Origin of the sequence: Clostridium sp., from assembly GCF_016650035.1 — a bacterium.
GTDB lineage: Bacteria > Bacillota > Clostridia > Clostridiales > Clostridiaceae > Clostridium_AD.
This window is the reverse complement of sequence record NZ_JAENWM010000108.1, coordinates 1-10722: the sequence shown is the minus strand read 5'-3', so window position 1 is coordinate 10722 and position 10722 is coordinate 1. Positions and strand designations below refer to the sequence as shown.

The 10722-nt window shown below is 30.4% G+C and carries 10 protein-coding genes; 3 read left to right on the top strand and 7 right to left on the bottom strand.

The window, feature by feature from the left end; genetic code table 11:
- Positions 1–153 precede the first annotated feature (153 nt).
- The gene (locus JJD95_RS17935) at positions 154–1584 is read left to right on the top strand and encodes a TldD/PmbA family protein (protein WP_291644528.1); all 1431 of its coding nucleotides are present in this window, start codon (positions 154–156) and stop codon (positions 1582–1584) included.
- Positions 1584–2888 carry a metallopeptidase TldD-related protein gene (locus JJD95_RS17930; protein ID WP_291644526.1) on the top strand — a complete coding sequence of 435 codons (1305 nt, stop codon included), beginning with the start codon at positions 1584–1586 and terminating at the stop codon, positions 2886–2888. Before JJD95_RS17935 ends, JJD95_RS17930 begins: the two co-directional genes overlap by 1 nt.
- Before the next feature lie 78 nt (positions 2889–2966).
- On the opposite strand, the gene JJD95_RS17925 is transcribed toward JJD95_RS17930, so the two are convergent.
- The 5 genes from JJD95_RS17925 to menA form a co-directional block, all read right to left on the bottom strand.
- Positions 2967–4454 carry a HAMP domain-containing sensor histidine kinase gene (locus JJD95_RS17925; RefSeq protein WP_291644524.1) on the bottom strand — a complete coding sequence of 496 codons (1488 nt, stop codon included), beginning with the start codon at positions 4452–4454 and terminating at the stop codon, positions 2967–2969.
- Positions 4444–5130 (bottom strand): response regulator transcription factor, encoded by a 687-nt coding sequence (locus tag JJD95_RS17920; RefSeq protein WP_291644522.1) that lies wholly within the window; start codon positions 5128–5130, stop codon positions 4444–4446. Before JJD95_RS17920 ends, JJD95_RS17925 begins: the two co-directional genes overlap by 11 nt.
- A gap of 240 nt (positions 5131–5370) precedes the next feature.
- On the bottom strand, positions 5371–6045 hold the full coding sequence (locus tag JJD95_RS17915; protein ID WP_291644520.1) for a CPBP family intramembrane glutamic endopeptidase: 675 nt from the start codon (positions 6043–6045) through the stop codon (positions 5371–5373).
- Between the two features lie 119 nt (positions 6046–6164).
- The gene (locus JJD95_RS17910; protein WP_291644518.1) at positions 6165–6824 is read right to left on the bottom strand and encodes an HD domain-containing protein; all 660 of its coding nucleotides are present in this window, start codon (positions 6822–6824) and stop codon (positions 6165–6167) included.
- Positions 6825–6856: 32 nt separating this feature from the next.
- The gene (menA, locus tag JJD95_RS17905; RefSeq protein WP_291644516.1) at positions 6857–7804 is read right to left on the bottom strand and encodes a 1,4-dihydroxy-2-naphthoate polyprenyltransferase; all 948 of its coding nucleotides are present in this window, start codon (positions 7802–7804) and stop codon (positions 6857–6859) included.
- Between the two features lie 193 nt (positions 7805–7997).
- Between menA and JJD95_RS17900 the strand changes: the two genes are divergently transcribed.
- Positions 7998–8549: a biotin transporter BioY gene (locus JJD95_RS17900; RefSeq protein ID WP_291644514.1), complete on the top strand. Its 552-nt coding sequence runs from the start codon at positions 7998–8000 to the stop codon at positions 8547–8549.
- 71 nt (positions 8550–8620) lie between these two features.
- Here the strand turns inward: JJD95_RS17900 and JJD95_RS17895 are convergent, their stop codons facing one another.
- Positions 8621–8959, bottom strand: coding sequence for an arsenate reductase family protein (locus tag JJD95_RS17895; RefSeq protein ID WP_291644512.1), 339 nt, complete (start codon positions 8957–8959; stop codon positions 8621–8623).
- A 52-nt stretch (positions 8960–9011) separates the two neighbouring features.
- Positions 9012–10382 carry a hypothetical protein gene (locus tag JJD95_RS17890; RefSeq protein ID WP_291644510.1) on the bottom strand — a complete coding sequence of 457 codons (1371 nt, stop codon included), beginning with the start codon at positions 10380–10382 and terminating at the stop codon, positions 9012–9014.
- Positions 10383–10722 lie beyond the last annotated feature (340 nt).

The window sequence follows — 10722 nt, the reverse complement described above, 5'->3', positions numbered from 1 at the left end:
CTAGGAGGGATTTTTCAAATTTTTACAGACTTGTCAAGCGTTTTATGCAGAAAAAATGGGGGAATCAACAAAAATTAATGATACTAGAAATGAGTAATCATAGGAGCTAATGAGTTTCCGTGAAAGCTCATGTAATATGGGGGGGCTAATTTAATGAAGGTTTCAATGTCGAGTTTTTTAATAAATAAAAAGCCTATTTTAAAAAAAATAGTAAGTATCCTTTCTGAAAAATATAAATATGTATCAATTTTAGGTACTGATACCAAAGGGAAAATGTACAGAGTACAAAAAACTGGTATAGATTTAAGTGATTCACCATGGTGCGAACGTGTTTTTGTAATAAGAGTTCATAACGGTGTGAACTATTCTGAGTTTTCCTTTAATGAAATAAGTGAAAACAATTCAAACTCTCTAGTGGATGAAATACATTTTAACATTTCAGTTGCACTAAAGAATTTAAAAAACGCTTCAATAAAGGTTAATTCATATAATATAATAGAAGAACCGATAATGAATGAACTGTTTTTAGCTGAAGTCATCACCCTTCCAACATATTTAACATCAGAAGAAAAAATAGGGAAACTGTGCTTTATTAAAGATTCTGCTTTAAATTCCTCAGATTTGTTAGTAGATTTTAGAGTAGCATATCATGAAGTTCATGTGTCAAAGATATTTATTTCTAATAATAAAGAATTGGAACAATCCTATATATGGAGCGAAGGATACTTAATGAGTATAGTGCGTAGGGATGACAATACTAAATATGCCCATGAAGCATTTTCTGGGTTAAAGGCAGTGGAACTTTTGGATGAAATGAAAAATGGTATAGAAAAAGTAGTAGCAACTAGTATAAAACTTTTAGATGCTAAGAGCGTGATTCCTGGCGAATATGAAGTAATTTGTTCCCCAGAAATCTCAGGACTAATTGCTCATGAAGCCTTTGGTCATGGAGTAGAAATGGACATGTTTGTTAAGGAAAGAGCAAAAGCTATAGAATATATAGGAAAAAAAGTAGCCTCAGAACTCGTTACTATGCACGATGGAGCTGCAGCTACTAGTAATATATCTTCTTATTTATTTGATGATGAAGGCGTACTCGGAACAGATACTATTGTAATAGAAAAAGGACAACTTAAAACAGGACTTTCTGATATGTTATCAGCTCTTGTTCTTGGTACAAAACCTACTGGGAATGGGAAAAGAGAATCTTTTGAAAGAAAAGCATATGCGAGAATGACTAATACCTTCTTTGCTGCAGGATATGATAATCTAGAAAATATGATATCTTCTGTAAAACACGGGTATATTTTAGAAGGCTGTATGAGCGGTATGGAAGACCCTAAAAATTGGGGAATACAATGTATGATTCTTCAAGGTAAAGAAATTAGAAATGGTAAATTAACGGGCGAGATAATATCCCCTGTAATTATGACTGGGTATGTTCCAGATGTTCTAAAATCTATATCTATGGTATCAGGGTCAGTTAAACTATTTGGTTCAGGTGCTTGTGGTAAAGGATATAAAGAATATGTTAAAGTTTCAGATGGTGGCCCATATATCAAAGCAAAAGTGAGGTTAGGTTAATGATGGAAAGAATAAGAAAGTTAATTTCAGAGTGCACAAAAATAGATGATTTCAAAATAATAGAGAATAAAATAACATCTACCGAATTCTTCTTTATAAAAAAAAGAATGGATATGGACAGATCTAAAAATGTTCATAATTTTAATGTAACAGTCTATAAAAATTTCGAAAAGGAAAATATAAATTACACAGGATCCTCTTCTGCTATTATCCACCCTACTATGAGTGATGAAGAAATTTTAGATGTTATTAACGAAAGTGCATTTGCTACTGGTTTTATAAAAAACAAATCTTATCCTATGGTAGAGAAGTCTTATAGTGTTCAACCAGAAATAAAGAGTAACTTTTCCGAAAAAGAACTTAATGAATGGATGCCATTGATAACAGAAGCCCTATATAAATCAGATATTTATGATAAAGGTGGTATAAACTCCTCTGAAATATTCCTTAATAAAATTCATACTCATATTGTAAGTTCTAAAGGAATAGATGTTTCTTTTACTACTTATAAGGGAGAACTTGAGTTTATAACTAATTGGAAGGCAGACACTGAGGAAATCGAACTTTATAAGCACATGGACTTTTCAGAGATGGATTCTAATTTAATAGACGAAAAAGTAAAAGAGATGCTGATTTTCAGTAGGGAGAAAGCTATTGCCTCCCCTACCCCAGCACTGCTAAAACACACTGTATTACTAACTGGAGCACCAGTAATTGAGCTATTTAACTATTACTTGGATAAGGCTTCTGCTAAAAGTGTTTATAATGGGCTGTCAACGGCAAAACTTGGCGAGAATATTCAAGGCGAGGACTCTCGAGGTGATTTAATAACTCTTACGTTAGATCCTTTTATGAAAAACTCAACGAAATCTTCGCCCTACGACGCTGATGGCTTTCCATTGCATTCTGTTCAGGTATTTAAAAAAGGTTTTTTGAATAAATATCATGGGGATGCACGGCATTGCCATTACTTAAATATAGAGCCTACAGGTACTATATCAAACTTTATTATTGAAGGTGGATCTCATTCAATAACTGATTTTAAAAAGGAACCTTATCTAGAAATAGTAGCCTTTTCCGACTTTCAAATGGATGATTTAACAGGAGATTTTGGTGGAGAAATTAGACTGGGGTGGATTTTTGATGGTAAAAATACTATTCCAGTTACTGGAGGCTCTATCTCAGGGAATATCAAAGATTTACAAAAGGAAATGTATTTATCAAAAGAGTTACAGAGTGATAATAACTTTGTAGGACCTAAAACTGTTAAACTATTAGATGTCAGCGTGGCTGGAATAGCATAAATTTCATTTATGAAAACTTCATATAAAAATGGTATGTAAAATGATTTCAAAAACATTTTACATACCATTTTTATATTATTATTGTTTTGTTAGAACAAAATAGAATTCAACTCCCATTTCTGTGTTTTCTACTCCACAACTACCACCATGAAGTAACATTATATTTTTAACTATGGAAAGGCCTAAACCAGTACCACCTAGCTTGCGAGTCCTTGATTTATCGATTTTATAGAAGTTGTCCCATATCTTCATGATTTCAGTAGCCTCAATTTCGCTTCCAGTGTTTTCCACAGAAACAGTAATGGTGTCTTCTTTTTCTATCATTCTTACTGTTATAGATCCACCATTATTAATATGTCTAATAGCATTTGTCATATAATTTGTTAGTACCTGTTCTATTCTGTTCCAATCTGCATTAACTTTTATGTTTTGGATTAAATTTAATTTAAGTGTTATATTTTTTTCGTTTAATAGAGATGAAAATTTCTTAGTAAATGGTTGTATGAGTTCATGTAGAAAAAAATCTTCTTTAACCAACTTAAAATTCCCTGATTCTAGTTGAGATAAATTCAACATATCAGATACTAAATTGTTCATTTTCTTAGATTCATCCATTATAACATCAATAAAATACTGCTTTTCTTCCCCTTCTAAGATATCATCATTCAATGCCTGTGTGTACCCTTCTATAAGGGTTATTGGTGTTTTAAGTTCATGAGAGACTGCTGCTACAAAGTCTTTTCTCATCTCTGTTAACTTTTTTTCTTTCTCAATATCTTTTTCTAATTTTGTATTAGCGTCTTTAAGTGACGTTAATGCTCCATCTAAATTTTCTGATAAAAGATTAAGCGAAGTAGCAAGTGCTCCTATTTCGTCTTCACTTTTAACCTGGCACTTTTCTGTGAAGTCAAGATTAGCCATTTTAGAAGCAGTTTTAGTTATTTTTATAAGGGGCTTTGCAATCATATTTGAGTAAATGAATGAAAGTAGTAAAATAGTAACTATAGCACCTATGTAGAAATACAAATAAAATTCCTTTATAACTTGTACTGCTTCATTTACTGGCTGCAGTGATGAAAAAACGTAGATAGTCTCATCTTTATTTTTATCGTATAATATGCCTGCCACACTATCTACCATTTCACGGTTTGCTCCAGTAATAAAAACAAAGGGCTTTCCTTGTTTTATTAATTTAGCAGCTCCACCTGTATTTTTTATTTCATCAGACATTATTTGAATCATAATTCCAATTTTCAAAGAGTCCTTTTTTGCATCAACAAATGTTGTAAGCTGTTTCAAATTTCCTGAACTATCGCTTATAATTATTTTATAACTGTTTTCTTCTTGAAATGAATTAATTAAGTTAACCTCATCCACATCGTTTTCGAGCAAAACATATTGACTTTTGAATTTCACAAGGTTATCTTTAACATTATTTGTTTTCCACTTTATATAAAACTGCTCAAAAAATTGTGATTGTACTACTAAATTAGTGGTGATGAAAATTATAAAAACTATAGAAGTTATAGCAAAAAGCTTTCTCGTAATACTCTTTTTACTTTTCATTTTTCACCTCGAATTTATATCCAGCCCCTCTTATTGTTGCTATAAGATAAGATTTTTCACCTAATTTTTCTCTTAATCGTTTTATAACAGTATCAACTGTTCTTAAATCTCCAAAATAGTCAATTCCCCATAGAGCGTCTAATATCTTCTCTCTACTTAAAACGATTCTCTTATTAAGTATAAAATAATTTAGTAGTTCAAATTCCTTTGGAGATAGACTAATTTCATTATTATCTACGGTGACCTCATGGCTTAAATTATCAACAACAACACCATCAAAGTTATTGCCATCCTTTACATAAGCTTCACTTATGTGAGTCCTTCGAATAATTGCTTTCACTTTTGCCACCAATAGTTTTGGAACAAATGGCTTAGTGATATAATGATCTGTACCTAATTCAAAACCTAATAACTCGTCATCTTCTTCAGATTTAGCTGTAAGCATTATAACGGGGATATCGGAGGTTTTTCTTATTTCCTTGCATACGTCCCAGCCATCCATAACGGGCATCATAACGTCTAGTATTACTAAATCCACTTTATTTTTCTTGAATATGTTTATGGCTTCAATCCCATTTTCAGCTTGCAAGATATTATATTGCTCTTTTCGTAAATATATGGACACAAGATTTCTGATTCTTTCCTCATCGTCGACTATTAAAATGGTTTCCATCATAAAATCTTCTCCTATATTAATTAAAATTATTGACAAATTAAATGTTCATAAGTATACATTCATAAATGCACTTGCATAGGTTAATTATATCAAATTTATATATATATTAATAGCTCTTACTAAATCAAGTGTATTTATCTTATATCTATATAATAAAATTAAACCATGGCATTCAAATGGCAACTTTGTTAACAAACTATGAACGAAAACTATTTTTAGATAATCATACAAAAACGCACATTAAATTATTCCAAACATCCTGAGTCCTATTATGATTATTGCACTATCAGAAAGCACGTGAACTATCCACGAGTTAATAAAATTTTTAGATTTTGTATCGAGCCAATTAAATATAAAACCTATAGTAATTAATCCTATTAGAGCAAGCCCTACTAATCCAAAATTAAACCACGCTTTAAAAATCCCAATATGATATAACCCAAATAAAAATGAAGAATATATGTATGCAAACTTTTTAGATTTGTGCTCATAAAGGTTTAGAAAGATGAATCCCCTAAAAAAATATTCTTCTAAAAAAGAATTTCCGAGAGTTATATAGAGTCCAACAAAAATAAAACTTGAAGCAGTAATCTTAGACTTTGTTTGTAGATCATCTGATATACTCTGTAGATCTATAACATTCCTAAATATATAATAAGCAATTAGTATTATTAGAAAAGACAGTATTCCAAATAGAAAACCCGTTTTTAAATGGTGTTTATCAATATTTTTATAATTTATAGCTTTTGATGGACTTTCTTTTTTAATGAACTTCATGTAAATGTAAGGAATAAGAATAAAAAACATTATTTTTATAACTGTTTTCACTACGTAACTAACTACTAACACTTGTTCTACAAAGTACAGTAGAATGCAAGCGATTAATGAACACACTATTATATATCTTTTTTCCATAGCTCCCCCTTTATTTATATCACCCGATAATGATAAATTCTATGTTAATATTTTTTTAAAAAAATATAATAAAACAGTAAAAAGAGAAAAAATATTTACTTATATTTCCAAGGAAATATTTAATCAATTTCATTGCAATTCCATTCTTTAAAGAACTGATTTAAATATCCCTCCATAAATTCATGTCTTTCTTTCGCCATCGCTTTACCAGACTCAGTATTCATTAGCTCCTTTAGTAATAGCAGTTTTTCATAAAAATGATTAACTGTAGTACCAACATTTTTTTTGTATTCTTGAAAATCATTGTATTTTTGTGGCTTTATATTAGGATTATATAATTCTCGTTCTTTATATCCACCATAGGCAAAAGCTCTTCCAATCCCTATAGCACCCAAAGCATCTAATCTATCTGCATCCTGAACAACCTTTCCTTCAATGGTTTCTTGATTAGCATTTGTAGTGCCGCCTTTATATGACATAGTTTCTATTATTTTATTAATCTTATTAATAATGTGATCCTCCACCCCTAAACTTACTAACCAGGTTCTAATAAGACTTGTGGCAATATCACTATTACCTGCGTTAAATTTCCAATCAGCAATGTCATGTAATAGTGCAGTAAGTTCTACTATGAATAAATCAGCATTTTCTTTTTTCCCTATATAAATGGAAGTTTTATATACCCTAAGTATATGCCAATAGTCATGACCGGTTCCTTCACCTTCTAGTTTACTCTTTACATATTCCTTTGTTTTATCTATTACTAACCTCTTATCCATAAAATCAGCTCCTAAGTAAAATTTTTAGCACTTTAATTAAATATAATTACTATTAATAATAATAAAATGTGAGTTATGTTCATAATTGCAAAATTTTGTACTGACAAAACAAAGGTTTTGCTTTTTATTGGATTGTTGCAGAATGATTTTATATTTTTACTGATTGGTATTATTGTTAGAATCACCAAGAGTGATACAATTGGTGAAATTTTTAATATAACAGACAATATAATGCCTAGGTATCCCATATAATATAAAGCTTTAAATAGTTTTAGTGAATTTTTTACACCTAAATAGTAAGGCAATGTAAACCTATTATTTATAATATCTTCTTCAACATCGCATATGTTGTTAGCAAGCATTATGTTTGCTATACCGTTAATTGTAGGAATAGCAATTAGGAATATATAAAACACTTCCAGTAGGTTTATGCTGATATTCATTATGTTATTATGGTATATAAGTGAGATTATATTTCTATCAAATACGTGAATGTAACATGATAAAAATAAAATTATAAACCCCATAAATATTCCGGAAAAGATCTCACCTAGTGGCATACGCGAAATTGGAACAGGTCCATATGTATAGAATATTCCAGCTAAGAATGAAACCATTCCTATTAGAAGTACAACTATATTGGTGCTTAAAGTTAATAATATGCCGAAAAAAACTGCAATTGAAAGTAAGGTATAGATTATAGCTACGGCAGTTGATTCTTTAATGTTATATCTTACAATCAGATTTTTATTTTCCTTATCGTATTCATGTTCATTTAAAGCTTTTTTGTAATCGATATAGTTGTTAATTGAAGTAGTTGCCATGTCGAAGGCTAATAGTGATACACCCATTATAATAAAATTCCTTAAATTAAAGCTTTTATATCGGTATAAAGAATATAGGGTTCCAACTATAAATGGTATCATACTAGCTAATTTTGTTTGAATTTCAACGAACTTAAAGAAATTAATTAAAGACAATTTAAAACCTCCTATTAAATATTTCAAATAAAGCACAACATATTATTTCGCTTTATTTTGTTTGACTTTAGAAATAAATCATGCTATATTATTGTAAACTAAATAATATTATTCAGTTTACAATAATAAGTAAAACGAATTCACCGTACACAATGGTATTATGCAAGTTATAATTTTTTAGGAGGAATATATTTTGAAAATATCTACACGAGATTTAATAATTACTTCTTTATTTACAGCGCTAACGGCGGTAGGGGGCTTTATTTCTATACCTCTAGGTCCAGTTCCCATAACACTTCAAACTATCTTTGTTGTTTTATCAGGACTTATATTAGGTGCTAAGCTTGGCGCTCTATCCCAAATTATATATGTTATTTTAGGTTTAGTTGGCTTACCTATTTTTGCTGGTGGAATTGGAGGCCTAACTTCTGTAGTAAGCCCTTCATTTGGGTTTGTACTAGGTTTTATCGCAGCAGCTTATGTAATAGGTAAACTTACAGAAAAAAACAAGTCACTTTCTACAATAATATATTCTGTGGTTTTAGGAAGTTTTGTAATATATCTCATTGGAGTTCCATACTTTTACTTTATATTTACAAGTTATTTAGGAAAAAGTATAAATTTTTATGGAGCGCTTAAGTACGCTTGTTTACCATTTATCCCTGGTGACTTTGCAAAAGCTGTAATAGCCATAATTTTAGCTAAGAAATTATTACCAATGCTTAAAAATATGAAGTCTAATTAACACACAAATCAGTGTAGTATTCTAGAGGATGAATTATTGTTATCTCCTGGAATACTTTCTTATTTGTGTTCCTATTCCCAGGTTGTCCATATTTCTGGTGCATATCCCACAGTTGCCTCTTTCCCATTACGTACTATAGGGGTATTTAAAAGCTGTGGGTTTTCAAGTAAAATCTCTTCTTTAGTTTCCTCTCCTCTTATTTGATCTAAATTTAATTTTTTAAAATCCTTTACCTTTGTGTTAATTAATTTATTTAGACCCACTGCATTTTTTACACTTTTTAGCTCACCCTTACTTAAGCCTTTAATTTTCAAATCTATAAATTGATATTTTATTTTTCTCTCTTTAAAAAATCTTTCGGTTTTTTGTGTATCAAAACATTTTTTCACTCCAAAGCATTGAATGTTCATTTGTTTTAATTCTCCTTAAAATAGATTAGTATATTTTTTTAAAATGATTAGACTATAATATTATCATAGCTAGTATCACTGTAGCAACTATTCCACTGGTAACAGGTATAATATTCTTCCTAGCTACCTCAAAAGGTTCAACCTTACATATACCAGCTGCTGCAACCACGCTCCAAGGTATTATGGTTCCTCCCCCTATCCACACAGTAATTATTTGCCCAAAGGCTGCAATAGCCTCCTTATCTATATCAATAGCATTTGAGAAGGTATGAGCTAATGTCCCGACTATAGGAAGACCTGCGAAACCTGAACCACTAAGACCAAGAAGAGTACTTACCCCTGTTTGAATACCTATGACGGAGTATTTGGATAAGGGAATGTTACTTGCTGCATATAGTCCTATATCGCTTAAAATTCCACTAACCCCTGGACCCAATATCTCTATTGTTGTACCTTCACTTCCTAAAAAAAAGAAAGCACCGATAATTATAATTGGTGCAAATATGTTTATACCAAAAATAAACCCATTTTTAATATATTTAGTAACATCACCTAATGAATTTTTAATACCACGGTGGATTATAGATGAAATTATCATTATTAATGCTGCCGTCCCACCTATTAACCCTGTAGAATCCGAGCCTTGTAATCCATTCTTTTTTATTAGTATGATATCTATTAAAAAGATTAAAGGAGTAGCAATTGCCATTATCTTTGCTCCTATTAATCCGTTTCGTACTAACTCTTTAGGTTCAGATATTCCTGCATTAATGCTAATTACTATGCTCTTGTCTTTTTTCATAAGTATAAATGCTGTAGTAATAGTAACTATACTCATTATACCCCAAAAGGGAAGACTCTCTTTAATAATTCCTAGCGGACTATCCAAATTTGCAGCCTTAGCAGTTATTGATGGTGCTGCTTGTAAAACAAAATCACTTGATAAAGCTACACCATTTCCAAATATACATAAGACTACTGCAGCCCATACAGGTGGTAAACCAGACTTAACTGCGGTAGGAACCATTAATGCCCCTATAAAAACAACTGCAGGTGTTGGCCAAATAAACCATGAAATTATGGTCATTGTAATCCCTAGTGCAAAAAAAGACATAGTTTTATTTATCATTAATTTCTTCATTGGTTTTGTAATTATCTCATCAGCGCCTATATCCGTTAGCGCACTGGACATTGCATTAACAAGTGCAATAACTACAACCACCTCAATAAATTCTTTACCAGATACCACTACTGCTTTATATATAATCTGAATAGCACTTAAAATATTCCCTGTAGAAATATAACCTATTACTCCAATTCCTAGAACACATGGAAGTATAACATCTTTTTTGAGTGCAATTATCACTATGATTAATATAATTATTATAATATAGACGTAATGAATCAGGGTTAAATTCACCATGCTATTTATTCCTCCTATATGATAGAATTGTATATAAGATTGAGTATATGCAATATTCATAGAAAATAATCAAAGTTCAAATATATTGCATGACTTTAACTATGTTTTATGATAGACTTATGTCTAATAAAAAAAAATGTTGTAACATGAGTAGTCACGGAAACTAATATGTAAAACTTGATTTTGTACAGAATTATTATAACGCTATAAATTTTATGTTCAGGGAGTAGTTAGTAATAACAATAGGCATAGCAAACAAGCCTACAAGATGCAGGAACTTTTAGAAAAAACATTTAATTGTCAAATAGCTACTTTAATAAATTTAAAATACTAAAACCTG

What these genes read in the sequence shown, in the direction of transcription:
- JJD95_RS17935 (WP_291644528.1), top strand. Translation starts at nt 154, where the DNA reads ATGAAGGTTTCAATGTCGAGTTTTTTAATAAATAAAAAGCCTATTTTA.
- JJD95_RS17930 (WP_291644526.1), top strand. Translation starts at nt 1,584, where the DNA reads ATGATGGAAAGAATAAGAAAGTTAATTTCAGAGTGCACAAAAATAGAT.
- JJD95_RS17925 (WP_291644524.1), bottom strand. Translation starts at nt 4,454, where the DNA reads ATGAAAAGTAAAAAGAGTATTACGAGAAAGCTTTTTGCTATAACTTCT.
- JJD95_RS17920 (WP_291644522.1), bottom strand. Translation starts at nt 5,130, where the DNA reads ATGATGGAAACCATTTTAATAGTCGACGATGAGGAAAGAATCAGAAAT.
- JJD95_RS17915 (WP_291644520.1), bottom strand. Translation starts at nt 6,045, where the DNA reads ATGGAAAAAAGATATATAATAGTGTGTTCATTAATCGCTTGCATTCTA.
- JJD95_RS17910 (WP_291644518.1), bottom strand. Translation starts at nt 6,824, where the DNA reads ATGGATAAGAGGTTAGTAATAGATAAAACAAAGGAATATGTAAAGAGT.
- JJD95_RS17895 (WP_291644512.1), bottom strand. Translation starts at nt 8,959, where the DNA reads ATGAACATTCAATGCTTTGGAGTGAAAAAATGTTTTGATACACAAAAA.
- JJD95_RS17890 (WP_291644510.1), bottom strand. Translation starts at nt 10,382, where the DNA reads ATGGTGAATTTAACCCTGATTCATTACGTCTATATTATAATAATTATA.